The organism is Streptomyces sp. S07_1.15, from assembly GCF_020739505.1.
GTDB classification, from domain to species: Bacteria; Actinomycetota; Actinomycetes; order Streptomycetales; family Streptomycetaceae; genus Streptomyces; species Streptomyces xinghaiensis.
The window spans coordinates 3,967,813-3,992,668 of the sequence record NZ_JAJBZK010000001.1; the positions used below are offsets into that span (position 1 = coordinate 3,967,813).

Here is a 24,856-nt window from a genome sequence, read left to right on the forward strand (position 1 = left end):
CGTGCGTGCGACTGTGGTGGGTTCGGATCTCCGGGGCGGGTGGCCGTGACGGCCGTGCCCGCCGCCCCGGTGGTGCGGGGCGCGGCGGGCCTCAGCCCGCGAGCGCCACCTGGCTGCCCTTGAACGTGATGTCGATGCCCTGTTCGGTCGGCTCGACCGACTCCAGCTCCAGGCCCCGCGGCAGGCCGGAGATCTTCCGCTCCATGTCGATCCGGCTGCGCACCAGCTGCTCCACCCCGGGCAGCCCGTCGGTGGCGATCTCCTCGGCGCGCAGCTTGATCGTGTCTCCGCCGGCGACGGAGACCGTGCTCACCACACTGCGCTCAAAGGACTGCCCGGTGGGCAGTTCGAGGCTCGCCGAGACCTTCACCTGCGGCTTGCCGGCGTCGTCCTTGCCGCCGTAGCCGATGGTGATGCCCTCCTCGGCCAGCTTGGAGAGGTCCGCGTACTCGATCGACGCGGCGCCGGAGGCGGTGGCGGCCGTGGCGGAGGAGAAGTTGTTCTCCAGGGCCACGTCGCGCAGCTGCGCGGTCATGCTGCTGAGCCGCACGGACTGGCCGTTCGCCTCGGCCGTCATGCCGTCCATGGTGACCTCGACCTCGTCGAGCTCCTTGCCCACGACCTGCGTCAGGAAGGGGAACCCCTCGATCGACACCTGGGGTTCCCCGGTGAGGCCCTGGCTGCTCTTGATCTTCGAGGCGGCCTCCGACTCGGCGAGATTGACCGCGAGCCGGTCGGCGGCCACGAAGAGCCCGCCGAGAACCACCGTGAGAATCAGCAGTATTCGCAGTGCGCGCATCCGTTTCCACCCCAGAGAGAGATCCACCCGTTTCGCGCGAGCCTAACGTGAGGGGCGGGACGGTCAACCGAGCGTCCGGCTCAGCACATACACGGCGGGAGCCGCGGCGGCGAGCGGCAGCGCGACCCCGGCGGTCAGGTGCACGAACCGGGACGGATAGTCGTAGCTCGCCACCCGCAGCCCGATCAGCGCGCAGAGACCGGCGACGGCGCCGAGCAGTGCACCGGCCGTCCCGTCACCCGCCCACTGGCCCGCGCCGAAGCCCGCCGCGGCGGCCGCGGCCAGCGCGGCGGCGGGCCGCAGCGGGGAGGGCAGCGGCAGCGCGCGGACGACCGCCGCGGCGGCCACCGCCGCCGCCCCGACGACGACGGCGTCACCGGAGTACGCGGCCGCGGCGAGATAACCGCCCGCGAGAACGGCGAGCGCGCTGGACGCCACCCCGGCGGTCAGCGCGTACAGCCGCTCGTCCGGCGAGCTGTGGTTGCGGAGCTGGAGCACGAGGACGAGGAGGAACCAGACCCCGAGCGTGCCGAGGGCCACGGTCGCGGCGTCACCGCGGTCCGTGGCGAGCAGCGCCGCGTCGGCGGTCAGGCCGCCCGCGAACGCGAGGGCGATGCCCTGGCGGGCCGGCCACATGCCGTTCAGGCGGTACCAGCCCGCCGCCGTGACGGCCTGGAGCAGGATGACGGGGACGGCCAGGGCCGGCCGGGCGACGGACGCGGCCAGCGCGATCAGCGCGGCGAGCGCGGCGGTGATCAGGGCGGGCTGCAGACCGGGCGCGATGATCGGCGAGCGGCCCTCGGCGCGGGCGCGCTGAGCCGGCGTGAGCGCCGGCTCGGGACGGCCGGCGGGCGGCTGCCCGGGATGCGGTGCGGCGGGGGAGCCCGCGGGGGCAGCGGGGCCGGGGCCCTGCCGGGACCCGGGGCCGGCTCCGGTGCCCGCTCCGGGGGCGTACGGGGCGGCGCTGTAGGGGCCGGCGCTGTACGGGGTGGCGCTGTAGGGGCCGGATGCGTGCGGGCCGCCGTACCCGCCCGCGGCGGAGCCGTAGCCGCCCGCAGGGGTGCCGTACGCGTGCGCGGGAGGGCCGTAGCCGTCGGCCGGCGGGCCGTAGCCGCCCGCGGCGGTGCCGTACCCGTCGGCCGGAGGACCGTAGCCGTCCGCGGCGGGGGTGGTTCCGTACGGGGCGGGCTGTTCGGGCGGCAGCGGGCCCGGCCCGCTCCAGCCCTGCCGGCCGGGGGCCTGCCCCCGCACCTCTGCCCGGCCCGGGCCGGGCTCGTGGCCCTGGCCGGGGTGTGCTCCGTGGCCGGGGTGTGCTCCGTGGCCCTGGACGTGGCCGGGGGGCCGCGCCCCCGGGTCGTAGGGGGCCGCGGGGCCGCCGGCCGGCGGGGCGCCCTGCGTGCCGGGGTCGCCGTACGGTCCGGGCGCGGGGCGGTGGTCCGGGGAGGGGCGGGGACCGCGGGCTGCGTACGGGTCGTACGGGTCGTACGGCCCCTGGGGCTGGTCGGTCATGCTGTGGTGTTCACCCTCCTGCGAACGGGGGGAGCACCTCGACCGTGCCGCCCGTGGTCAGTGTGACCGTGTCGTGGCCGCGGAGGCCAACCGGGTTGCCGTCCACCAGGAACGAGCAGCTGAGCAGTACCCGTGCGAACTCCGGCCGCGTGCTGTGCCGTTGCCGTGCCGCCTCCAGGGCTTCCGCGAGGGTGGCCGCCTCGTACGGCTCCTCGGCGGTACCCGCGGCGGACTTGGCCGCCGCCCAGTAGCGGATCGTCCCTGCTGCGGCCATGACGGCTCCCTCTGTCCTGTCGCTGTCTCGCGGGCGGCGCCCGGCCCGGCCCCGCCCGTCAAATCTAAGCGAGGGAGCCCCGGTGCCGGCCCGGCGCACCCCTCGGGCGGACGCCCCGCCCTCCGCGCTCAGCCGCCCCGGCACCCGGCTCCCGTCCCGCCACCGGGGCCCGGAGCCCGGATTCCGGCCGGTCAGCGGCTGTCGAGCCAGCCGGCGATGCGGTGCAGCAGGGGAGGCGCGACCGCGTTCTCCGCGTGGCCCATGCCGCGTTCGAGCCAGAGTTCCACCGCGTCCGGGGAGGGGGCCGCCGCCAGCAGGGAGTACGGGTGGTCCACCGGGAAGTACGCGTCACGGTCCCCGTGCACGACGAGCAGCGGCACCGGCGCGATGAGCGGCACGGAACCGACGGGGGACAGCGGCACCGGGTCCCAGTCCCGGGTGTCGATCCGGGTGCGCAGTCCGTAGCGGCCGACGAGGCGGCCCGCGGGGCGGGTCACCACCCAGTGGACCCGGCGCATGGGCGCGGTGCCCCGGTAATACCAGCGTGCGGGGGCGCTCACGGCGACGACCGCGTCCGTGCGCGCTTCCGTGCGCCGGTCGTGCTCCATGCGCCGGTCGTGCTCCGTGCCCGCGGCTCCGGGCGGACCGGGCGGACCCGGGGAAGCGGGCCGACCCGGCAGGCCCGGCAGGCCCGGCACCGGTCCGTCCGCCGGCGCGTTCGGCCCGTACAGCGCTGCGTGCCGGATGACGACCGAGCCGCCCATCGAGAAGCCGACCGTCGCCACCCGGCGGTGGCCGAGCGAGCGGGCCCAGCGCACCGCGGCGGCGAGGTCCAGCACCTCGCGGTCCCCCACGGTCGTGCGTCCGCCGGAGCGGCCGTGCCCCCGGAAGGAGAAGGTGACCACGGCCGCGTGCCCGGCGAGGACCTCCGCCACCCGCCGGACGGCGGGGCGGCCGAGGGAGCCGGTGAAGCCGTGCGCGACGACGATCACCGGTCCGTCCGCGGGCCGCTGCCCGGGCGGGCCCGCGGCCCCGCCGCCGTCCCCGGAAGCGGGCCCGTCCTCCTCCCCGGCCCCGCTCACGGACCCGCCCGCACTGCCGAGCGGCCCGTGCGCGGACCGCCGGGCGGGCCGGTACGCGGCCTCGATCGGTACCCCGTCGTCGGTCAGCAGCGTGGCCCGGCGAAGCCCCTGAACAGGGCCCCGCCCGCCACGCGAGGTGATCGGGGAAACACCGATCCGTACGAACTGGGCCTCCGGTTCCGCCGTCATGTGGGCTATTCTGCTGTGCATGAGGATCCGGGCAGCGACGCCCCCGGGTCCTTTCGTGCATTCGGGCACGTCCGGCACGGAGCTCCCCGGTCCGTGCCCGGGAGGAGACGGGAGACGGGGCGTACGGAGCGTTGCCGCGGCGAGGCGAGCGGCACGGTGCGATACGAGTATCCGGCAGTACGGAGCAGTACTCAGCAGTACGTAGCAGTACAGAGCAGTGCCGCTCACGTCCTCGCAGGGACCGAGGAGGAACCGACGTCATGGGCAAGCGCACATCGCGGAACCGGAAGGCCCGCTCGGCCGGGCACCATATCCAGGCCGTTCCGGCCACCGACACCCCGGCCGTTCCGGCCACCGAGGCCGATCGGGCCACGACGACAGCGACGACACCGATGACCACCCCGCTCGAAGGGGGCCGGCGATGAGTTCTCTCCTGCTGCTGACCAACGCGCTCCAGCCGTCCGCGGAAGTGCTCCCCGCCCTCGGTCTGCTGCTGCACCACGTCCGCGTGGCCCCCGCCGAGGGGCCCGCCCTGGTGGACACCCCGGGCGCCGACGTGATCCTCGTCGACGGGCGGCGCGATCTTCCCCAGGTCCGCTCCCTCTGCCAGCTTCTCCGCTCCACCGGCCCCGGCTGCCCGCTGATCCTCGTGGTCACGGAGGGCGGGCTCGCCGCCGTCACGGCCGAGTGGGGCGTCGACGACGTCCTGCTCGACACCGCCGGCCCCGCCGAGGTGGAGGCCCGGCTGCGGCTGGCCACCGGCCGCCAGCAGCTCACCGGCGACGACAGCCCGATGGAGATCCGCAACGGCGACCTCTCCGTCGACGAGGCGACGTACAGCGCCAAGCTCAAGGGCCGGGTGCTCGACCTCACCTTCAAGGAGTTCGAGCTGCTGAAGTACCTCGCCCAGCACCCGGGGCGGGTCTTCACCCGCGCCCAGCTCCTGCAGGAGGTCTGGGGCTACGACTACTTCGGCGGCACCCGCACCGTCGACGTGCACGTACGGCGGCTGCGCGCCAAGCTCGGCCCGGAGCACGAGTCGCTGATCGGCACCGTCCGGAACGTCGGCTACCGCTTCGTCGTCCCGGAGAAGGTCGAGCGGGCCGCGGAGGAGGCCAAGGCGAAGGCGGAGGCCAAGAAGGGCGCGGGGCAGGGCACGGAGGCCGGGGGGTCCGCCGGCGCGGGCGCCGCCGAGGCCGCGGGCCCGCGTTCCGCCGGGGCGGCCAAGGGGTGAGGTGGCCCGCGTAGACTGCCGCGCGTGGCCAAGGTGACGCGTGACGATGTGGCAAGACTGGCGGGGACCTCGACCGCGGTGGTCAGCTACGTCATCAACAACGGACCGAGGCCGGTCGCCCCGGCCACGCGCGAGCGGGTTCTCGCCGCCATCAAGGAGCTCGGCTACCGGCCGGACCGCGTCGCCCAGGCGATGGCCAGCCGCCGTACCGACCTCATAGGGCTCATCGTGCCCGACGCCCGGCAGCCGTTCTTCGCGGAGATGGCACACGCGGTGGAACAGGCGGCCGCCGAGCGCGGAAAGATGGTCCTGGTCGGCAACTCCGACTACCTGGACGAGCGCGAGGTGCACTACCTCCGCGCCTTCCTCGGGATGCGGGTCTCCGGGCTGATCCTCATCAGCCAGGGCCCCAGCGAGCACGCGGCCACCGAGATCGACGCCTGGGACGCCCGGGTGGTGCTGCTGCACCGCCGGCCGGACGCCATCGACGACGTGGCCGTGGTCACCGACGACGTGGGCGGCGCGCAGCTCGCCACCCGGCACCTGCTGGAGCACGGCCATCCGTACGTCGCCTGCCTCGGCGGGGTCGAGACGACGCCGGTGGTCGGCGACCCGGTCACCGACCACGTCGAGGGCTGGCGGCGGGCCATGGCCGAGGCCGGCCGCTCCACCGAGGGCCGGCTCTTCCAGGCCCCGTACAACCGCTACGACGCCTACAAGGTGGCCCTGGAGCTGCTGGCCGGCCCGGACCGGCCGCCCGCCATCATCTGCGCCGTCGACGACCAGGCGATCGGCGTGCTGCGGGCCGCCCGCGAGCTGCGGATCGACGTGCCGGGCGAACTGGCCGTCGCGGGCTTCGACGACGTGAAGGAAGCCGGGCTCACCGATCCGCCGCTGACGACGGTCGCCTCGGACCGCCCGGCGATGGCGCGGGCGGCGGTCGATCTGGTGCTGGACGACGGGCTCCGCGTCGCGGGCTCGCGGCGGGAGCGGCTGCGGCAGTTCCCGTCCCGGCTGGTCGTCCGGCGCTCCTGCGGCTGCGAGGGGTAGGACCCGCCGCACCGCGGGGGCCGGGCTCCGGCCCGGCGGCCCGGGTCCTTATGTCGGGCATACGCGCTTCTGCCGGGCTTCTCAGGACGTATTCATCGCATTCTCATCTTCGCGCCGCACCGTCGGAGGCATGGATGAGAACCGCACCCACCCGCAGCAGCCGCAGTCCACGCCCTCCGGGGCGCCCGTTCCGGAGCGGCCCGCGCACGCGCCCTTCGTCACCCCGGACGGTGCCACCGTATGGCCCTCCGGCACCGCGTCCGCCAGTGGCAGCGGTCACGGAGACCCGGGGGCTCCGCCTCCGCCGCCCGCGCCGCCCGCTCCGGTCTCCTCCGCCGCCCCGGCCGGGCCGCCGGAGCCCGTGACCCGGGCCGGGCACCGGCGGCGCCGTGCCCGCGGGCCCGTCGGCCTCTTCGCCGCCGTGGCCGTCGTGGCCGGTGTGATCGGCGGCGGAACGGGCTGGGCGGCCGGCGAGCTGACGGACGGCGGCAGGAACACCGCCACCACGGCCGTCGCCCGGACCAACGCCGCCAAGGCCCTGGACGGCACCGTCGCCTCCGTGGCCGAAGCCGTCCGGCCGAGCGTCGTCGAGATCCGCGCCACCTCCCCCTCCGGGGAGTCCACCGGCTCCGGGGTCGTCACGACCTCCGACGGCGAGATCCTGACCAACAACCATGTGATCTCCGGAGCCTCCTCCGTCGAGGTGGTGTTCAGCGACGGGAAGACGGCGTCCGCCGAGGTCGTCGGCACCGAGCCGGACCTGGACATGGCGCTGCTGAAGGCTCAGGACGTCAGCGGGCTGCAGGCCGCCCGGCTGGGCGACTCCGACGGGGTGAAGGTCGGCGACCAGGTCGTCGCCATCGGCTCCCCGGAGGGACTCACCGGCACGGTCACCAGCGGCATCGTCTCCGCCCTGGACCGCGACGTCACCGTGCGGCGCGACGACGGCGAGCAGCAGCGGCCGTACGGCGGGGGCGAGCGGTGGCCGTTCGAGTTCGGCGGCGGCGAGTACAACGGCGAGGTCGGCTCCGACACCACGACGTACAAGGCGCTGCAGACGGACGCCTCGCTCAACCCGGGCAACTCCGGCGGGGCGCTGATCGACATGAACGGCCGGATCATCGGCATCAACTCGGCCATGTACGCGCCGAGCACGGCCGCCGGCAGCTCGGCGAGCGCGGGCAGCGTGGGGCTGGGCTTCGCCATCCCGATCAACGAGGTGCAGGAGATCATGGACGAGCTGAGGTCCGGTTCCGGCGGCTGACGGCCGCCGCGGGAGCCGGCGCGGCCCGCCGGAGGGCGGCGGCCGTGCGAGTCTGAGACCCGTGCCGTGCACGCCGGTGCCGGGCACCCCGGCGCCGGACACCCCCGTGCCGTCCGTCCCCGTCCCGTCCAGCTCCTGCCGTACACCCCGTGAGGTAGCGCGTCGATGAGCCCCGCCGAAGGCGACCACCGCATCCTGATCGTCGACGACGAGCCCGCCGTGCGCGACGCGCTCCGCCGCAGCCTCGCCTTCGAGGGGTACGGCACGGAGACCGCCGTCGACGGTCTCGACGCCCTCGCCAAGGCCGGGGCGTACGAGCCGGACCTGGTGCTGCTCGACGTGCTCATGCCGCGCATGGACGGCCTCACCGCCGCCCGCCGCCTCCGGGCCTCGGGCAGCACGGTGCCGATCCTCATGCTGACGGCCCGGGACACCGTGGGCGACCGCGTGACCGGCCTGGACGCGGGCGCCGACGACTACCTCGTCAAACCGTTCGAGCTGGACGAACTGCTGGCCCGCGTACGGGCCCTGCTGCGCCGCAGCTCGTACGCGGCCGCGATGGCCGGGGCGGGGGAGGAGCCGTCCGACGTCCTCACCTTCGGCGACCTCCGGATGGACCTCGGCACGCGCGAGGTGACCCGGGGCGGGCGGCGGGTCGAACTGACGCGCACGGAGTTCACCCTGCTGGAGATGTTCCTCGCGCACCCCCGGCAGGTCCTCACCCGGGAGCAGATCCTCAAGGCCGTCTGGGGGTTCGACTTCGAACCCGGGTCCAACTCCCTGGACGTGTACGTGATGTACCTGCGGCGCAAGACGGAGGCGGCCGGTGAGCCGCGGCTCGTCCACACCGTGCGGGGCGTCGGCTACGTCCTGCGCGGCGACAACGGAGCGTCATGACCACCCCGGACCGCCCCGGCAGCCCCTCCGGCTCCTCCGGCCCCGACCGCCCGGGCGCCCCGGAGCCCGCCGCCCGGCCCGCCCCGGCGCCGCCGCTTCCGCCCGTGCCCGCTGCTCCGCCGCCCGTCGCGCCGTCGGCTCCGCCGTCCGGCCCGCCGTCCGGCCCGCCGCCCGGCCGGCGTCCGGGGCGTACGGTCCGCCGCCTTCCTCTGCGCACCCGGCTGACGCTGCTGACGGCGGTCGCGGTGGCCGTCGCCGTCGCCGTGTCCGCCTTCGCCTGCTGGTTCCTCACCCGGGACCAGCTCCGCTCCCAGCTCGACGCCTCGCTGCGCAACGTCAACGTCCCGCCGACCTACATCGCCCAGACCGTCCGCGACTGCGAGTCCACCGACCCCCCGACGAACGAGCGCACGCTCCCCGGCATCGCCTACGGCCAGGTCGTCACGGACGACGGCCGCCGCTGCGTGGGCTTCAACTCCCGCCCCGTGCGGGTCGAGCCCGAGGACACCGAGGTCGCGGCCGGCACCCGGGACACGGTCCTGCGGGACGGCGTGACCGAGAGCGGTGAGCCCGTACGGGTGCTGACCAAACGGCCCGGCCCGGGGGAGGGCGTCACCGGCTACGCGGTCTCCGTGTCCCGGCCGCTGAGCGAGATCCAGGAGCCGCTGGACACGCTGGCGCTGCTGCTCACCGCCGTGGCCGGGATCGGCGTGCTGGGCGCGGCCACGGCGGGTCTGTGGATCGCGCGCACCGGTCTCAAACCGGTGGACCGGCTCACCGGCGCGGTCGAACACGTGGCCAGGACGGAGGACTTGGCGGTCCGCATCCCGGCCGAGGGCGGGGACGAGATCGCCCGGCTGTCCCGCTCCTTCAACGCGATGACCGCGGCCCTCGCCTCCTCACGCGACCGGCAGCAGCAGCTCATCGCCGACGCCGGACACGAGCTGCGCACCCCGCTGACCTCCCTGCGGACCAATGTCGACCTGCTCGTCCGGAGCGAGGAGACCGGCCGGGCGATTCCCGCGGAGGACCGCCGCGCGCTGCTGGCCTCCGTGCGCGCCCAGATGACGGAGCTGGGGGCGCTCATCGGCGATCTCCAGGAGCTGGCCCGGCCGGACGCCGTGGCGGGCAGCGGACCGCCGGAGGTGGTCGGGCTGCACGAGATCGCCGCGCGGGCGGTGGAACGGGCCCGGCTGCGCGGCTCCGGCATCGCGATCGTGACGGACCTGGCGCCCTGGTACGTACGGGCCGAGCCGGCCGCGCTGGAGCGCGCGGTGGTCAACCTGCTCGACAACGCGGTGAAGTTCAGCCCGCCGGGCGGCGAGGTGGAGGTGGCGCTGTCCGGCGGCGAGCTGACGGTGCGCGACCACGGCCCGGGGGTGCCGGCCGAGGAGCTGCCGCACGTCTTCGAACGGTTCTGGCGCTCGCCCTCGGCGCGCGGGCTGCCCGGATCGGGGCTCGGGCTGTCCATCGTCGACCGCTCCGTCCGGCAGTCCGGCGGTGAGGTGGCGCTGCGTCCGGCGCCCGGCGGCGGCACGGTGGCGGCCGTACGGCTGCCGGGCGCCCCGCATCCGCCGCCCGGGACGGCGGAGTAGCCGGGCGCGTTCCCCGCCGGCCCCGCGGGGTGCGGGACCACGAAGCCGGGCGCGGCCGGCGGGCGGTGGAACGCGGAGGGCCGGGCGGGGAAGCTCCCCGCCCGGCCGCTCGCACCGGCCGCGCGCGGCCCACCGGGCCACCGCGCCACCGCACGCGTACTACTGCACGACCGTGATCCGGTCCGCCTTCGGCGGCGCGAGGGGCGCCTCCGCCGAGGAGTGCGCTCCCAGGTACGCCGTGAAGGCGTCGAGGTCGGAGTTGCCGACGTACTTGTCCGTGGCCTCCTTGAAGACCGCGAAGCCGTCACCGCCCCCGGCCAGGAACTCGTTCATCGCGACCCGGTAGGTGCGCTGCGGGTCGATCGGCTCACCGTTCAGCCGCACCGAGTCCGTGACGATGCGGTCGGCGCCCGACCGCGTCAGGTCGAGGGTGTAGGTGAGGCCCTCCGAGATCTGGAGGATCTTCGGGGACGCCTCGTTGGAGCCGCTGACCTGCTGCCGCAGCGCGGTCAGGAGCTGCTCGCCGGTCAGGTCGACGGCCGTGAGCATGTTGGTGAACGGCTGCACCGTGAAGGCCTCGCCGTAGGTCACCACACCGTCGCCCTCGCTCCCGGAGGCGGCGTACGCCAGGTCGGAGCGGATGCCGCCCGGGTTCATCAGGGCGAGTTCCGCGCCGCCCTTGTCCGCGGGCGCCATGGCCTCCAGCTGGGCGTCCGCGATCAGGTCGCCGAGCGGGAGTTCGGGTGTGCCGGCGCCGCGGCCGGGGATGTCGGTGGCGATGTGGCCGACGGGCCGGTTGGCGACCGGGGCGGCGATCGTGTTCCAGCGCTCGATGAGCGCGGTCATGTCGGCGGCCTTGGGCTGGTCGCGGCGGACGACGTGGTTGGCGGAGCTGACGCCGGTGCGCACGATGTCGCGGGTGCGCCGGTCGTAGGTCAGCGTCGTGTCGGTGTAGAGCTTGCCGTACGAGGCGGCCGAGGTGACCGTGCGCGGGGTGCCGGACGGGTCGGGGATCGTACAGGCGTACGCCTGGTGGGTGTGGCCGGTGACGAGCGCGTCCACTCGCGGGGTGATCTTCCCGGCGATCTCCGCGATGGGCCCGGAGATGCCGTCGCCCGGACCGGGGCTGTCGCAGTCGTAGTTGTACGCCGGGCTCGCCGGGGAGCCGCCCTCGTGGATGAGCGCGACGACCGACTTGACGCCCTTGCGCTCCAGCACCCGGGCGTACTTGTTGACGGTCTCGGCCTCGTCGTGGAACTTCAGGCCCTTGACGCCCTCCGCCGACACGATGTCCGGGGTGCCCTCCAGGGTCACGCCGATGAAGCCGATGCGGACGCCCCCGCGCTTCCAGATCGTGTACGGCTTGAGCACCGGCTTGCCGGTCTTCTCGTCCGTCACGTTCGCCGCGAGGTACGGGAAGTCGGCGCCCTCGAACTCCTTGCCGTCCTCGAAGCAGCCCTCCTCCGGGTGGCAGCCGCCGTTCTGAAGCCGGGTCAGTTCGGCGCGGCCCTCGTCGAACTCGTGGTTGCCGACACCGGCGACGTCCAGGCCGACCTTGTTCATCGCCTCGATGGTCGGCTCGTCGTGGAACAGGCCGGACAGCAGGGGGCTGGCGCCCACCATGTCGCCGGCGGCGGCGGTCACGCTGTAGCGGTTGCCCTTGCGGGCCTCGCGCAGCGAGGTCGCCAGGTACTCGACACCGCCCGCGTCGGTCTTCTCCGTCGTGCCGTCCTCGCGCACGTGCGTGACCTGCCCGGAGGAGCCGGCCGGCGGCTGCAGGTTGCCGTGGAAGTCGTTGAACGAGAGCAACTGGACGTCGACGGTCCTGCTGTGGCCGGGCCGGCCGCGGTCACCACTGTGGGCGCCGGCCGGCACGGCGGCGGACAGCACCCCGGCCGTGGCGGCCAGGACGGCCGTCCCTGCGGTCAACCGGCGCACACGGCGGCGCCGTTGGGATGAGGCTGGCATGAGTTCCCCTTCACAGGCTGTAAGACCGATGCGGTGCGTCGCAGCCTACGGTCAACGCGCGTAGCGTGTCAGGGCCGGTCGGGTAACGAGCGGGTTGCGGCCCGGTGCCGCGGCGGTGCGGCGCCGGCGGGGGCGGCCGTGGCGGCGGTGCGGTGGGCCCGCGGCGGCCGGGGCACGGCCACGGCGTACGGCAACGGCGTGCGGCCCTGCGGCGGGCCGGAGCGCCGCGTCGTAGGCTCGGCGCATGAGCGACGTGATGAACGGTGTGGGCGCGGGCCGCACGATCGACATGGTCGACGAGGTGCCGCCCGGACTGCTCACCGAGGTACGGGAACTGATCGACGGGGCGGCGCTCGAGGACGGCCGCCAGGCGGTGTCCGAACAGGGGCGGCTCAATCTCCGCGGGGGCCCGCGCGAGGGCGTCCGGCACTTCCTGCTCCGCGAGACGGACGGGGGCACGCTCGCCGGCTACGCCCAACTGGACGGCGCCGACCCCGTGGAGGCGCCCGCCGCCGAAATGGTGATCCACCCGGCCCACCGGCTGCAGGGCCACGGCCGGGCGCTGGGCCGGGCGCTGCTGACGGCCACCGGGCAGCGCCTCCGCGTCTGGGCGCACGGCGGCCACCCCGCCGCCCGCCATCTCGCGAAGGCGCTGGGCCTGACCCTCTTCCGCGAACTCCGGCAGATGCGCCGCCCGTTGACCGGCGATGCCCTCCCCGAGCCCCGGCTGCCGGAGGGCGTGACCGTCCGCACCTTCCGGCCGGGCGAGGACGACGCGGCCTGGCTGGCCGTCAACGCGGCCGCCTTCGCCCACCACCCCGAGCAGGGCTCGCTCACCCAGCGGGACCTCGACGACCGCAAGAGCGAGGACTGGTTCGACCCGGAGGGCTTCTTCCTCGCCGAGCGCGACGGCCGCCTCGTCGGCTTCCACTGGACGAAGATCCACCGAGCGGAGGAACTCGGCGAGGTGTACGTCGTGGGCGTCGCCCCGGACGCGCAGGGCGGCGGCCTCGGCAAGGCCCTCACCCTGACCGGCCTGCGGTACCTGGCGGCCCGCGGGCTGCCCGCCGTCCTCCTCTACGTCGACGCCGACAACACCGCGGCCGTCGGCGTCTACGAGGGCCTCGGGTTCACCGTCCACGAGACGGACCTGATGTACCGGACGGAGACCTGACGGGTCCCGCCCGCGCCGGGGCCGGTACGGGCGGCACGGGACCTCTCCGGTCCCCGGGGGCTTCCGGTCCCCGCCTCCGGCCCGGCCCCGGCCCGTACGGCCGCGGCCCCCGCCTCCCGGCCCGGGCAGGGCCGCGGCCACCTCCGTGAGGGCCCGCGCTTGCCTGTCCGCCATGTGGCCGTTACCGGTGATTCAAACTCGCTTGCGAGCATCGCCGAATGCAGCCCGCTGTTCCGACGGCCCCCCACCGGCGGCCCTCCCGCGCCGCCCGACCGCCTTCCGGCGAGCCGGTCCCCACCGCGTCGCGGAACAATGGGGACATGAACGACTCCAGCGCCCAGGAATCGGCCCGGACCACCCCGGCCACCACCGCCCCGGCCGCCACCGACGGCCCGGGGGCCGCCGCCGAACCCCAGGCGCGCCCCCAGCCGTCCGTGGGCTCCATCGCCGCGCACCGCCCCACCGCCGTCGTCCCCGCCGCGGCCTCCGACCTCGACCCGGACCTCGACGGCGACCCGGACACCTGGGAGGAGGACGACGAGGCGGCCGCCGAACTCCCGCAGGGCCGCTTCCTGGACCGCGAGCGCAGCTGGCTCGCCTTCAACGAGCGGGTGCTCGAACTCGCCGAGGACCCGGCCACCCCGCTGCTCGAACGGGCGAACTTCCTCGCGATCTTCGCCAGCAACCTGGACGAGTTCTTCATGGTGCGGGTCGCCGGCCTCAAGCGCCGTATCGCCACCGGCGTCGCCACCCGCTCCGCCTCCGGCCTCCAGCCCCGCGAGGTGCTGGACCTCATCTGGACCCGCTCCCGCGAGCTCATGGCCCGGCACGCCGCCTGCTTCCAGCAGGACGTGCTGCCCGCCCTCGCCGACGAGGGCATCCACCTCATCCGCTGGCGCGAGCTGACCGAGGCGGAGCAGGCCCGGCTGCTCACCCTCTTCCGGCAGCAGATCTTCCCGGTGCTGACCCCGCTCGCGGTCGACCCGGCGCACCCCTTCCCGTACATCTCCGGCCTCTCCCTCAACCTGGCCGTCGTGGTGCGGAACCCGGTCAGCGGCCACGAGCACTTCGCGCGGGTCAAGGTGCCGCCGCTGCTCTCCCGCTTCCAGGAGGTCTCGCCGCAGCGGTACGTGCCGCTGGAGGACGTGATCGCGGCCCATCTGGAGGAGCTCTTCCCGGGCATGGAGGTGCTCTCCCACCACATGTTCCGCGTGACCCGCAACGAGGACCTGGAGGTGGAGGAGGACGACGCCGAGAACCTCCTGAAGGCGCTGGAGAAGGAGCTCATGCGCCGCCGCTTCGGCCCGCCGGTGCGGCTGGAGGTCGAGGAGTCGATGGCCCCCGACGTGCTCGACCGGCTGATCCGCGAACTGAAGATCACCGAGGCGGAGGTCCACCCGCTGCCCGGCCCGCTGGACCTCACGGGCCTCTTCGGGATAGCCGCCCTGGACAAGCCGGAGCTGAAGTACCCCAAGTTCGTGGCGGGCACCCACCGGGACCTCGCCGAGGTGGAGTCGGCGTCCGCGCCCGACATCTTCGGGGCGCTGCGCGAGCGGGACGTCCTGCTGCACCACCCGTACGACTCCTTCTCCACCTCCGTGCAGGCCTTCCTCGAACAGGCGGCCGAGGACCCGGACGTCCTCGCGATCAAGCAGACGCTCTACCGCACCTCGGGCGACTCGCCGATCGTCAACGCCCTCGCGGACGCCGCTGAGGCCGGCAAGCAGGTACTCGTCCTCGTCGAGATCAAGGCACGCTTCGACGAGCAGGCCAACATCAAGTGGGCGCGGAAGCTGGAGGAGGCCGGCTGCCATGTCGTCTACGGCCTCGTCGGGCTGAAGACGCACTGCAAGCTCTCCCTGGTGGTCCGCCAGGAGGGCGACACCCTGCGCCGCTACTCGCACGTCGGCACCGGCAACTACCACCCCAAGACCGCCCGGCTCTATGAGGACCTCGGGCTGCTCACCGCCGACCCGGACGTCGGCGCCGACCTCTCGGACCTCTTCAACCGGCTCTCCGGCTACTCCCGCCGCGAGAGCTACCGCCGGCTGCTCGTCGCGCCCACCTCGCTCCGCGACGGCCTGGTGCAGCGCGTCAACCGGGAGATCGCGCACCACCGGGCGGGGCGGCCCGCCTCCGTCCGGTTCAAGGTCAACTCGATCGTCGACGAGGTCCTCGTCGATTCCCTCTACCGGGCCGCCCGGGCGGGCGTGCCGGTCGACGTCTGGGTGCGCGGCATCTGCGCCGTGCGGCCGGGCGTCGCCGGGCTGTCCGAGAACATCCGGGTGCGCAGCGTCCTCGGCCGCTTCCTCGAACACTCCCGGGTCTTCGTCTTCGGCAACGGCGGCGACCCCGAGGTCTGGATCGGCAGCGCCGACATGATGCACCGCAACCTGGACCGGCGGATCGAGGCCCTGGTGCGGGTGACCGACCCGGGCCACCGCGAGTCGCTCAGCCGGCTGCTCGAGACCGGCATGTCCGACGACACCGCCTCCTGGCACCTCGGCCCGGACGGCAACTGGACCCGGCACGCGGTGGACACGGAGGGACAGCCGCTGCGGAACGTACAGGAGATGCTCATCGACGCCCGGAGGCGCCGGCGTGGCCCAGCGACATGACCCCACGGGTGGCACCACCCGCGCCCACGGCCCGGCCGGGCCGCCCCCCGCGGCCGGCCTCCCCGTGCCGGGAGGACCCGCCGTGATCACGGCGGGCCGCGGGCCGGCGGGCGGCGGGCTCACCGGCCACGGACTCAGCGGCCCCGGGCTCACCGACCGCACGGCCGGCGAGGTGCTGTCGGCGTATCTGCACGCGCAGGCCGCGGAGTTCCTGCGCAGCCTGCGGCTGCACCGGGAGAGCGGCTCCGACGCGGAGGAAGCCGTCGAGGCCCTGCTCCAGATGCGCCGCTCCGCACGGCGCATCGGCGGCGCGCTGCACACCTACCGGGCCCTCACCGACACCGGATGGGCCGACCCGCTCTCCGCCGAACTGACCTGGCTGTCGACGACGCTGGCCCGCGAACACGGCTACGCCGAGCGGCTGGAGCGGCTGCGCGGCGCCCTGCAGCGGCTGTCGGGCGGCGCGGGGGCGGCGGACGCCACCGGCGCGGAGGAAGAGGGCGCCGAGGCCGCGGGCACGGAGACCGCCGGGCCGCGCGGGACCGGCCGGATCTCCGTCGCGGCCTACGGCAACGACGCGGGGACGGGGAGCGCGTACGGGAGCGGACCCGCCGACGGCAGCGGACCGGCCACCGGGGCGGAAGCGGCGCCGACGGGCGCCGGAACGACCGGCCGGAACGACCCGGCCGCGCCGCTCGTCGGACCGCAGCGCGGAAGCGGCAACGGTGGCAGCGGAGGCGGCAGCGGAGGCGGCACCGCGTCCGCCGGGACCTCCGCCAGGGGCACGCTCACCATGGGCGCCGCCCGCGCCGGGGCGCTGCTGGAACGGCAGTTGACGCTCGCCCGGACCCGCGCGCACTCCGCCGCGCTCCAGGCTCTCGGCTCCTCCCGCTTCCACGCGGTCGCCGACGCCATAGCGCTGCTGGCCTCCGAGGTGCCGCTCGCCCCGGACACCGCCGGGCGGCCGGCCCACGAGGTGCTGCCGCCCCTGGCGGAGGCGGCGTACCGGCGGCTCGGCGAGGCCGTCGAGTCACTGCCGCTGAGCCGCGCGTCCCACCCGTACAACGCGGAGGCGCTCACCCACGCGCTGGCCGCCACCGGCTCGGCCGACGCACCTCCCGCCGCCGAACGGCAGGACGCCCGGTGGCACCGGGTACGGCTGCTGGTGCGGCTCTGCCGGTACGCGCAGGAAGTGCTCGACCGGGCAGGGGCGTACGAGGTACCGCCGCACTCCGGCGCGCACCCCGTGGCGGAGACTCTGCGGAGCGCTGGCCAGGCGCTGGAACAGCACCGGGACGCCGCCGAGGCCGCGGCCGCTGCCGCCGCCGCGGCCCGCACCCCGCGGATCGCCCCGGCCACCGCCTACGCGCTGGGGGTGCTCCACGCGGACCAGCGGCACGAGGTGGAAGCGGCTCGTCTAGTCTTCGGCCGTATCTGGCAGCGACAGGCGACGGGCGCGTTATGAACGGCGACGAGGACCACGGCGGCACGCCCCGGCGGGCGGACGGGCAGCCGGGCGAACACTCGCACGGGCAGGAGCACACCCCCCCGGCAGCCGAACCGGCACACGAACCCGAGCCGGGGCACGGACCCGCCACCGAGCCGCAGCCCAAACGGACCGGCGGTGTCACCATCCGAGCCGCCGGCTGCGTGCTGTGGCGGCGCGCCCCGGGGGGCGGCATCGAGATCGCCCTGGTCCACCGCCCCAAGTACGACGACTGGTCGCACGCCAAGGGCAAGCTGGACCCGGGCGAATCGGCCCTGACCGCCGCGCTGCGCGAGGTCGCCGAGGAGACGGGCATGGCCTGCGAGCCGGGCCCCGCACTGCCCACCGTGCGCTACACGGTCAGCGGCCGCCCGAAGGAAGTCCGCTACTGGGCGGCGGAGGTGGGACCGGGCGAACGCTTCGTCCCGAACCCGGAGGTGGACCGCCTCCTCTGGCTCAAGCCCGAGGCCGCCCGCCCCCGCCTCACCCACGAACACGACCGCACCCTGGTCGACGCCCTGCTGACCACGCTCGATCCGGTCTGACGGAGACACCTGGCCCCACGCGCCGCAAGGAGCGGCGACGAACACGGTGGCGAACGGGGTATTCGACGGTCCTGCCCCTCGTACTCCAGCTGTCGTGAGACGCTGCCCGGATGGTGGCCAAGCTGCAGTGCGTGGTGCTGGACTGCGCCGATGTCGTCGAGCTGTCCCGGTTCTACCAGTCGCTCATCGGCGGTGCGGTGAACCAGCCGGATCCCCGCTGGTCGCTCGACGACGACTGGGCGACACTCCACACCGAGGACGGCTTCGTCCTGGCCTTTCAGCGCGTGGAAGACCATCGGCGGCCGCGGTGGCCGGACCCCGCTCACCCCCAGCAGTTCCACCTCGACCTGGGGGTCGAGGATCTGGACCGGGCCCAAGAGGACGCCCTCGCCCGGGGCGCCACCCTGCTCGATGACGGCGGCGGAGAACGGAGCTGGCGCGTCTTCGCCGATCCGGCGGGACACCCCTTCTGCCTCGTCCGGGACTGACGGGAAACAGCGCGGACACCGCGACCGCCGGTCATCAACGCGGGGCGTGCACTCACGAGGAGACCGTGGCCGCAACCCACCCTGCGCATCACGCACGGTGGCTGGCATTCACCGCGACCGGTCCGGCACCAGGACGTCCGCACACGCGGCAGGAAAACCGGACTACAGGGGGCGCGGCGTACATCTCTCGGACAACGAAGTCCCCGAAGGCCGGCTCATCCGGTCCTCAGATGCCGGTACAGCCGCTGCAGCGCCTCGCCGCCTGCCGCCGGATCGCCGCCGCCACCGAGGACGTAGTGCAGCGCCGGGCGGACCGAGGGCCCGAGCCGGGTGGGGTGCGCGGGGGCGGGAGCGCGGAGGGCGCGGTCGATCCCCAGTTCGTGAACGGCGTCCGCGCCGAGTGTGAACGACACCGGCACGGGCGCCGGCTCGAAGTGCGCCGGGGTGGTCAGATCCGCACGGGCCGCACGGAGCTGGACCAGCATCGTGGCGAGGTGGTGCCGCGTGGCGAGGGCCTTGGCCAACTCGCGCAGGGAATCCACGGGCGGGGCCTCCCCGGCGGAGTACCCCAGGGCGAGCGTGATGTGCTCCTCGACGCCGAGCGGGGAGTGGCCGACGCGCACGGTGGCCAGCGCCGGGCGGTCCCGATGGCCCACCGCCGTGATCCAGCTGGGCAGCCCCTCCCGGGCCCGCCCGCGCGCCAGTTCCGTCAACTGCCGCCGTGACCACGGCAGATTGACCGGTTCGGCGGTGGACCATCCGGCGGGCGGGGCCCCGGTCAGCACCTGCCAAGCCGTCTCCAGCGCGCCGCCGAGGAGCAGTTCCCCGGTGGCGGGGTGGACGGTCCGGAGGGACAGCAGCAACTGCTGTTCACCGCCGCCGAGTCCCGCACCGTCACCCTCGTCAACGGAGGCGTCCGCCGCGGCCGAACCGGCCCGGACGGGGGCCGCGAAGGCGCGAGCGATGCGGGGGCGGTCATCCGGTCCCGACGTCGCCGGACGGAAGTGGCCGCCCTGATCCTCTCCGCCGTCCCGCCAGCTCAGCACGGTCCCGGAGAGCCCGTCGTAGTAGCCGCACTCCTCGTCCCGCACGACCCAGCGCGCGGGCAGCCGGGCCAGCAGGGTGCGGGCGGCCAGGGTCAGCCGGGTGCCGGGCGGGGTGAGGATCTGCACCTCGCGCTCCGCCCGCGCGGCCGCACCCAGGACCTCGGTGAGCCAGGTGGCGGCGGCCACGACGGGCCGGTCCTGGATGACGACGGCGGCCCGCGCGGTGAGCACGTCGACCCCGGCAGCACCGGACCCGCCCACCCCGCCCTCGTCCGCCGAACCCCCGGCAACGGAGGACTCGGCGGGGCCGGAGGGCTGCGCGGGCACGGCCACGACTCCGGTGTGCGCGGCGTCCCGAGGCCAGGTCGTCCCCCCGAGCACGGCGGTCAGCCGCCCGGCCACGGACCCGGCCAGCCGCCCGGCCTCCCCGGACGTGCTGAGCGCCCGCACCTCGGTCCACCACACGGGACCGTCGGCGGACGCCTCCACGCCGAGTAACCTCCCGGTCTCACCCGGCACTTGCACGTAGCGAGGCGCCTCCAGCGACACCAGCACCTGGCCATCGTCCGCGCACAACTGCACAACCGACCCACCCGCCGCCCGGTCCACGCGCAGATCGGGCCCACCGGCGTACAGCCCGGCCAGCAGCGTCTTGACATCCGGCATCCGGGGGGTGAGGGCAATGACGTCCTGAGTCATCGGGTGCCTTCCGTGAGAAGGGGCGAGAGGGCGAGACGGCGGGAGACGGCCTTGCCGGCCGCCGCGCAGCGGCAACAACGGTCGCCACCGGCCGCGGACGGACCGGAGGCGATCACATCAGGTCCGTGACATCCAGCCCCATGCCGTTCTCGTCCGGATCGGGCGTGACGATCCCCGATTCCATCGGGGTGCCGTAGTAGGTCGTTTCCCCGGTCTCCAGTTCCACGCCGAGTACCGCATTGAGTTTTCGCAGCGCCTCGGCGAGCCGGGGAGCATTGCGGTTGTAGACCTCCGGATGCGGCCGCCCGGTGAAGTCGAACCATTTCCAAATGTCGTGGTGCACAGAGATCCTGGCCGACATTCCCGCTTTGTATATCCAGACGGTAAGTTCCACCAGTTGGTCCCTGCGCGACTTTCCCGTCGCGTCGAACCATGTCCCGGAACCGATGACGTCGAAGTGATTGAGCTGCGCATCGGGGAACGCCGACGGGCGGCTTCCCAGCACTCTGCCGGGAACGCTCGGGTCATCGATCGGCGAGCCGAGGATCAGCCTGTTGATCACTCCGACGCTCCCGCAGCCGCGTACGAACCATCCATATTCGAGCATGATGGGAGAAAGCAGACCGAGGTCGTTCAGTGCCTTGGTCATTCTCGCAGAGACGGTCAATGCCGATTCGAGGCCGGAAGGGACGACATCATCGAGCTCCCAGTGCCATGAACCGCACGCTCGTGGCGCTCGCATCAAAGTCGACATGGTTGAACCTCCTGGCTGCAGTACTCACCCGGGCAAAAATGGTGGAAAAGCGATGCCTCCGTGACGTGCTCCGGCCCGGAGCCCCTGCTGCCCGTAGCAATCCTCGGAACCGTCCTCGATGGACCAGTGCTCACAATCTGTGTGAGACGTCGGGTCCTGAACCGTCGTCATAGGGATCTGGCGTGTCGATGCCAAGTTCCGTTGCGGCTCCGAAGATGGTGGGCTCTCCTGGCTCCGGTTCCACACCGAGAACGGAGTTGAGTTCCCGCAGGGCCTGTGCGAGTCGGGGAGCGTTCCGGTTGTACACCTCGGGGTGTGGACGCCCGAAGAAGTCGTACCACTTCCAGACGTCGTGGTGCACAGCAAGCGTGGCCGCCAGCCCGATGGGTTGCGGCGAGACGGAGAGTTCAAGCAACCGCGGTTCCCTGTGGGAATTTCCCGCCGCATCGATCCAGGTTCCGGAACCCACGACATGCACGTCGTCGATCTGTGCGTCGGGAAACGCGGTGGGCCGACTGCCGCGCAGCCTCGCGAGAACATCCGGGGTGTCTAGCGCGGTCGATACGGAAAGTGTGCTCCCCACTCCTGTGTAGCCCGAATCGAGAACGTACCAGTCATATTCGAGCCTGTACGGAAAGAGCAGGCCCAGTCTTTTTAGTACTCCTGCCATGGTCTCTGCCGTTTTCATTGCTGATTCCAGCCCGGGTGGGGCCGTCTCTTCAAGGTCCCAGAACCAGGAACCGCATTCCTTCGGTGCGCGCATCAGGGTTGACATGGTTTTCCTTAAGGGAAGATGGAGCCGTTCGGAGGGATTGTGATGGCCCCGTCTTCGAAGCGGAGAAGGAACGTGCTATCGGATCGACGTGCAGCGTATTCGGCCTGTGCGAATGCTCTGGGGGTAAGCGCCGGCATGGGCTGATGTACATCAAGTATTGCGACGCGGTGACTGGTGTCGCCGCCCTTGAGTTGGTCTGCGGACTTCCTGGTGGCGTTCTTGATTCCCTGGATTGTATTCACGTCTTTGAGTTGATATCCGTAATCGACTGTTCCGTCGGGGTTGCGTGTGTATACGTCGAGGTCGAATGTGTCGGTGTCGAGTTCGAACCCCAGGCGAGTAATTCCCCGATTCTGAAGTTCGGTGGCATGGGTCAGTGCCATGTAGGCGGCCGGTACCATGCTGTTGTCCGGATGCCTCCTCGATGCTCCCTGCTTGCACATGTCGAGGATTTTGCCGTAGTTGTCCAACTCTCGAAGGTGTCCTCTATTGAGCAGCTCGGCAACAGCTGCCCCATAAGGGTCCTTCCGCAGGGTGTGGAGGACTTTCTGCTGGTCCGCAGCGGGCATCTTCGCGCGGCCGAGTTCGGCGAGAAGACCCGCTTCCTGGTCCGGCCTCAGCGGACCTGAGAACTCCTGGGCGAAGTGGTTGTCCACCCTGCTGTAACGACTGGGGTCGATGTCCGGCAGGACATCGGGCCGGGTGGCATCTCCAGGCGGTGTCGTTCCGTCCGGTGTGCCATCCCCTGGGCCGCCCCGCCCAGTCCATGCCGTACGCGTACGCGCCGACGAAGGTGCGCCGCAGACCGTCCCACGCCTGCCCCGCGGCCTCCGCGCCGTCGTAGCCGAGCAGTGTGCCGATGCCCTCGACGCCGCCCCAGATGCTGTCGACGACGATGCCGTCCCACACCCAGCTCTTGGCCCCGTGGCCCCACCACTCCAGGCTCCAGCGCTCGTAGGTGCGCCCCTCCGGGCTGCCCCAGGGGAGGTCCTCGACACCCTTCAGCATCTCGGCGCTCTGGCCGTACATGCCGGGCTGGTGGCTGCCGTCGTCCTCGACCCACTTCGGGCGGCACATCGCCGGGCCGATCGCGTTGATGGTGTTGGCGGCTTTGCGCTCGGCCTCCTGGAAGCCCTCGCGGGCCGCCGCCACCCCGTCCATCAGCGCCTGGTGGGCGTCGACCTTCTCCTGGTCGTCGGTCCAGTCGTCGTCGCCCTCGACGCCGTCACGAAGGTGAACGCCTTCTGCTTGAGCTGCTTGAGCCGGTCGGCGTGCGGCTTCGCCTCGGAGACGAACGTCTCCAGGGCCTTGGCGAGCGCCTCGATGTCGTCGGCGAACTCGTCGGCGGTGGTCTTGACCGGCAGCGTGGAGGAGAGCAACTGCCCCGCCTCGGGCGCCTTGTAGTGGGCGGACACACCCTGGAAGCGGGAGTGGACGTCGCCGCCCGCCCCGCGGATGCCGCCGGCCTTCTTGCGCAGCGCGGCGATGTCCTTCTCCAACTGCGCCCAGTCGCCCGTGTACTGCGGGATCATCCCCGGTTCGATCACGGCGGCTACTCCTGGCCGTTCTTCGCCGTGACGGCGCGGAGTTCGGCCGGGGTGGGCGCCTTGGCCGCCTCGCGCTGTGCGCGGGCGGCCATCTCCAGGTCGCCCTCCAGGTACTCGGTGACGGCCTTGACCGTGCCGTCCATCGTCTTCCTGGTCCGGGCCGCCATGAAGACGATCTGTGACTGGGTGTCGTTGACGAAGTTCACCACCGCGGCACCCACCGGTCCGGCGGGCGCGTCACCGCAGTACGGGCCGCTGATCGTGCCCGCCGACGCCGCCGCGCTCTGCACGCTCTTGCCGTAGGCCGAGATGTCCTCGCTCAGATCGCCGGCCGCCGTGCGCACCTGCGACAGCACCGACTCCACCCCGCTGGGCGTGATGTCCCAGCCCGTCATGCCAACCAACCCCCGTCAGTCGTCCTGTTCCTCTGCCGCCATCCGCCGTGTTCCCGTCGCGCGGCCCCGGTCGTGTCAACGGTGCCCGCTGCCGGGGGAGTTCACGGTCCGCAGCCGGGCCCGTCCCCGCTGAGCCCGTACCGGCGTCCCGACGGCTCTGCCCCCATGGCCGTCATCCTCCCCCGTGCCTCCGACAATCGGTGCCCCGGCGGCCGTACACCCGAGGCCGTACTCCCGTACCGCCGGATCCCTGTGGCTCCGGGCCCCTGCACCCTGCACCCTGCACACCCTCGCCCCGCACCTCCGCCACCGGGCCCACCCTCCGTATCAACCCTCACCGGCGCCCGCAACGGAGTTCCGGCCCGGGCGAACGGATCGAGCCGGAAGCGGCGCGGCACCCGGGCAGCAAGGAGCGTGGTGGCTCTCCGCACTCGTCCGGACACCGTCCCGGGAGTACCACGCGCCCCACCCCGCCCGTGGTTCCCCCGGCCGCGGTGCCCTCAGCGCGGGGCCAGCGCCTCCCAGCGCACCGTGACCTCGCCCTGCCGCCGGCGTCGCGGCCCGTCCGTGACCGGCCAGTCCGTGCTCAGCGAGCGGACGGCGTGGATCCAGCGCTGCCGGGCGCCCAGCGAGGCGTACGGGGCGGCGGCGGCCCAGGCGCGGTCGAAGTCGCGGAGGAAGGCGTGCACCGGTTCCCCGGGCACATTGCGGTGGATCAGTGCCTTCGGCAGCCGCTCCGCCAGATCGGACGGGGCGGTGAGCGAGCCGAGCCGGGTGGCGAAGGTCACGGTGCGCGGCCCCTCCGGTCCGAGCGCGACCCAGACGTGGCGCCGGCCGATCTCGTCGCACGTGCCTTCGACCAGCAGCCCGTCCGGCACCGCCAGCCGCTCGCACAGCCGTTCCCAGACGGCCCGCACCTCGTCCTCCTCGTACTGGCGCAGCACATTCGCCGCCCGGATCAGCAGCGGGCGCTCCCCGCCGGGCAGCGGCACCTCGAAGCCGCCGTGCCGGAAGCTCAGCCCGTCCCGCTCGTACGGGCGTGCGGCCTCGACCCGGGCCGGGTCGATCTCGACGCCCACCACACGGCTGTCGGAGCGGACCCGCCGCAGGCGTGCCAGCAGTTCGACGGCGGTCCACGGCGCGGCCCCGTAGCCGAGGTCCACGGCGACGGGGGGCCCGGCGGCCCGCAGCAGCGCGGGGGCGTGGACGGCGGTGATCCAGCGGTCCATGCGCCGCAGCCGGTTGGGGTTGGTGGTCCCGCGGGTCGCCGTCCCGACGGGCCGGGAGCTCGGGGGGACGCGGCCTGCCATGCCCCCGAGCCTATGCGGCCCCGGCGCCCGCCGACCGGGCCGGTACGCGGGGCCCGTCCGGGCGGCAGACCGTTCCCCGCACCGTTCGGCCGTCCGCTTTTCGCCGCCCGCGCGGAATGAAGCGTTTCCCCCACCGGTTGCACCTCGGAGGAGGGGCG

At 73.7% G+C, this 24,856-nt stretch carries 24 protein-coding genes; 11 read left to right on the plus strand and 13 right to left on the minus strand.

What is annotated here, in order from left to right; translation table 11 throughout:
- Nucleotides 1-91 precede the first annotated feature (91 nt).
- From LIX60_RS17140 to LIX60_RS17155, 4 genes are all read right to left on the minus strand, one after another.
- On the minus strand, nucleotides 92-799 hold the full coding sequence (locus LIX60_RS17140) for a DUF2993 domain-containing protein (RefSeq protein WP_227959200.1): 708 nt from the start codon (nucleotides 797-799) through the stop codon (nucleotides 92-94).
- A gap of 63 nt (nucleotides 800-862) precedes the next feature.
- Entirely contained in the window at nucleotides 863-2,308 is a 1,446-nt protein-coding gene (locus LIX60_RS17145; protein ID WP_227959201.1) for a hypothetical protein, read from the minus strand.
- Between the two features lie 10 nt (nucleotides 2,309-2,318).
- Nucleotides 2,319-2,582, minus strand: a complete 264-nt coding sequence (locus tag LIX60_RS17150; protein ID WP_043462777.1) for a MoaD/ThiS family protein — start codon at nucleotides 2,580-2,582, stop codon at nucleotides 2,319-2,321.
- A 191-nt stretch (nucleotides 2,583-2,773) separates the two neighbouring features.
- Nucleotides 2,774-3,853 (minus strand): alpha/beta fold hydrolase, encoded by a 1,080-nt coding sequence (locus tag LIX60_RS17155; protein WP_308101487.1) that lies wholly within the window; start codon nucleotides 3,851-3,853, stop codon nucleotides 2,774-2,776.
- Nucleotides 3,854-4,113: 260 nt separating this feature from the next.
- On the opposite strand from LIX60_RS17155, the gene LIX60_RS17160 reads away from it, so the two are divergent.
- The 6 genes from LIX60_RS17160 to LIX60_RS17185 all read left to right on the plus strand — a co-directional run bounded on the left by LIX60_RS17160 (nucleotide 4,114) and on the right by LIX60_RS17185 (nucleotide 9,893).
- Nucleotides 4,114-4,278, plus strand: a complete 165-nt coding sequence (locus LIX60_RS17160; protein WP_227959202.1) for a hypothetical protein — start codon at nucleotides 4,114-4,116, stop codon at nucleotides 4,276-4,278.
- On the plus strand, nucleotides 4,275-5,087 hold the full coding sequence (locus tag LIX60_RS17165; RefSeq protein ID WP_227959203.1) for a response regulator transcription factor: 813 nt from the start codon (nucleotides 4,275-4,277) through the stop codon (nucleotides 5,085-5,087). The genes LIX60_RS17160 and LIX60_RS17165 overlap by 4 nt, the downstream gene beginning before the upstream one ends.
- Before the next feature lie 24 nt (nucleotides 5,088-5,111).
- Nucleotides 5,112-6,137: a LacI family DNA-binding transcriptional regulator gene (locus tag LIX60_RS17170; protein ID WP_039817960.1), complete on the plus strand. Its 1,026-nt coding sequence runs from the start codon at nucleotides 5,112-5,114 to the stop codon at nucleotides 6,135-6,137.
- A 130-nt stretch (nucleotides 6,138-6,267) separates the two neighbouring features.
- The gene (locus LIX60_RS17175; protein WP_227959204.1) at nucleotides 6,268-7,401 is read left to right on the plus strand and encodes a S1C family serine protease; all 1,134 of its coding nucleotides are present in this window, start codon (nucleotides 6,268-6,270) and stop codon (nucleotides 7,399-7,401) included.
- 165 nt (nucleotides 7,402-7,566) lie between these two features.
- Nucleotides 7,567-8,298 carry a response regulator transcription factor gene (locus LIX60_RS17180; protein WP_227959206.1) on the plus strand — a complete coding sequence of 244 codons (732 nt, stop codon included), beginning with the start codon at nucleotides 7,567-7,569 and terminating at the stop codon, nucleotides 8,296-8,298.
- The gene (locus LIX60_RS17185; RefSeq protein ID WP_227959207.1) at nucleotides 8,295-9,893 is read left to right on the plus strand and encodes a HAMP domain-containing sensor histidine kinase; all 1,599 of its coding nucleotides are present in this window, start codon (nucleotides 8,295-8,297) and stop codon (nucleotides 9,891-9,893) included. The genes LIX60_RS17180 and LIX60_RS17185 overlap by 4 nt, the downstream gene beginning before the upstream one ends.
- Before the next feature lie 159 nt (nucleotides 9,894-10,052).
- Here LIX60_RS17185 and LIX60_RS17190 read toward each other — a convergent pair whose 3' ends face one another.
- A complete protein-coding gene (locus LIX60_RS17190; RefSeq protein WP_227959208.1) occupies nucleotides 10,053-11,861 on the minus strand; it encodes a bifunctional UDP-sugar hydrolase/5'-nucleotidase in 1,809 nt (602 codons plus the stop codon).
- Nucleotides 11,862-12,105: 244 nt separating this feature from the next.
- Here LIX60_RS17190 and mshD point away from each other — a divergent pair, with 244 nt between their 5' ends.
- The 5 genes from mshD (at nucleotide 12,106) to LIX60_RS17215 (ending at nucleotide 18,172) form a co-directional block, all read left to right on the plus strand.
- Nucleotides 12,106-13,035, plus strand: a complete 930-nt coding sequence (mshD, locus tag LIX60_RS17195; protein ID WP_227959209.1) for a mycothiol synthase — start codon at nucleotides 12,106-12,108, stop codon at nucleotides 13,033-13,035.
- A 218-nt stretch (nucleotides 13,036-13,253) separates the two neighbouring features.
- Nucleotides 13,254-15,653, plus strand: coding sequence for an RNA degradosome polyphosphate kinase (locus LIX60_RS17200; protein WP_374117870.1), 2,400 nt, complete (start codon nucleotides 13,254-13,256; stop codon nucleotides 15,651-15,653).
- 82 nt (nucleotides 15,654-15,735) lie between these two features.
- Nucleotides 15,736-17,118: a CHAD domain-containing protein gene (locus LIX60_RS17205; protein ID WP_308101490.1), complete on the plus strand. Its 1,383-nt coding sequence runs from the start codon at nucleotides 15,736-15,738 to the stop codon at nucleotides 17,116-17,118.
- Between the two features lie 167 nt (nucleotides 17,119-17,285).
- A complete protein-coding gene (locus tag LIX60_RS17210; protein ID WP_227962805.1) occupies nucleotides 17,286-17,684 on the plus strand; it encodes an NUDIX hydrolase in 399 nt (132 codons plus the stop codon).
- A gap of 110 nt (nucleotides 17,685-17,794) precedes the next feature.
- Nucleotides 17,795-18,172 (plus strand): VOC family protein, encoded by a 378-nt coding sequence (locus LIX60_RS17215; protein WP_227959211.1) that lies wholly within the window; start codon nucleotides 17,795-17,797, stop codon nucleotides 18,170-18,172.
- Between the two features lie 215 nt (nucleotides 18,173-18,387).
- Here LIX60_RS17215 and LIX60_RS17220 read toward each other — a convergent pair whose 3' ends face one another.
- The 8 genes from LIX60_RS17220 to LIX60_RS17255 form a co-directional block, all read right to left on the minus strand.
- Nucleotides 18,388-19,917: a DUF6177 family protein gene (locus LIX60_RS17220; protein WP_227959213.1), complete on the minus strand. Its 1,530-nt coding sequence runs from the start codon at nucleotides 19,915-19,917 to the stop codon at nucleotides 18,388-18,390.
- Between the two features lie 112 nt (nucleotides 19,918-20,029).
- Complete coding sequence (locus LIX60_RS17225; RefSeq protein ID WP_227959214.1) at nucleotides 20,030-20,566, minus strand: hypothetical protein; 537 nt, start codon at nucleotides 20,564-20,566, stop codon at nucleotides 20,030-20,032.
- Between the two features lie 235 nt (nucleotides 20,567-20,801).
- Nucleotides 20,802-21,446: a hypothetical protein gene (locus tag LIX60_RS17230; protein ID WP_227959216.1), complete on the minus strand. Its 645-nt coding sequence runs from the start codon at nucleotides 21,444-21,446 to the stop codon at nucleotides 20,802-20,804.
- An 8-nt stretch (nucleotides 21,447-21,454) separates the two neighbouring features.
- Nucleotides 21,455-21,916: a hypothetical protein gene (locus LIX60_RS17235; RefSeq protein WP_227959217.1), complete on the minus strand. Its 462-nt coding sequence runs from the start codon at nucleotides 21,914-21,916 to the stop codon at nucleotides 21,455-21,457.
- 16 nt (nucleotides 21,917-21,932) lie between these two features.
- Complete coding sequence (locus tag LIX60_RS17240) at nucleotides 21,933-22,607, minus strand: hypothetical protein (protein WP_227959218.1); 675 nt, start codon at nucleotides 22,605-22,607, stop codon at nucleotides 21,933-21,935.
- The gene (locus tag LIX60_RS17245) at nucleotides 22,607-22,993 is read right to left on the minus strand and encodes a hypothetical protein (RefSeq protein ID WP_227959219.1); all 387 of its coding nucleotides are present in this window, start codon (nucleotides 22,991-22,993) and stop codon (nucleotides 22,607-22,609) included. The genes LIX60_RS17240 and LIX60_RS17245 overlap by 1 nt, the downstream gene beginning before the upstream one ends.
- Nucleotides 22,994-22,998: 5 nt before the next feature.
- Entirely contained in the window at nucleotides 22,999-23,388 is a 390-nt protein-coding gene (locus tag LIX60_RS17250) for a DUF6507 family protein (protein WP_227959220.1), read from the minus strand.
- Between the two features lie 500 nt (nucleotides 23,389-23,888).
- A complete protein-coding gene (locus LIX60_RS17255) occupies nucleotides 23,889-24,698 on the minus strand; it encodes a class I SAM-dependent methyltransferase (RefSeq protein ID WP_227959223.1) in 810 nt (269 codons plus the stop codon).
- Nucleotides 24,699-24,856: the final 158 nt, after the last annotated feature.